The sequence below is a fragment of the Achromobacter sp. GbtcB20 genome (genome assembly GCF_019091095.1).
Lineage (GTDB): Bacteria > Pseudomonadota > Gammaproteobacteria > Burkholderiales > Burkholderiaceae_B > Achromobacter > Achromobacter mucicolens.
Genome location: NZ_JAGXJZ010000814.1, coordinates 1 through 243 on the forward strand (window position 1 = coordinate 1; position 243 = coordinate 243).

Consider the following 243-nt stretch of genomic DNA (forward strand, 5'->3'; position numbering starts at 1 on the left):
GCTCAAGCTCGACCCCGAGCGCCTGATGGCGGCCATCACCGACGCCACCTTCGATATCCAGCGCGAGCAGGAAACCCTGCGCCGGCGCCTGCGCAGCGAAGCCCGCACCGGTGCGCTGACGCGCCTGCCGAACCGCGCCGCCGTACGCGAGCATTTGCAGATGCTGCTCGGGCGCCCCGATGGCAGCGGCCAGTTCGCGCTGCTGTTCCTGATCTTCGACCGCTTCCGCAAGTTCAACGACAC

The 243-nt window shown here is 68.7% G+C and carries 1 protein-coding gene; it reads left to right on the forward strand.

Annotated features, from left to right (window positions below; translation table 11 throughout):
* Positions 1 to 243 (forward strand): diguanylate cyclase domain-containing protein (locus KVT32_RS31225; protein WP_217619550.1); only part of this gene is annotated, 243 nt, incomplete at both ends.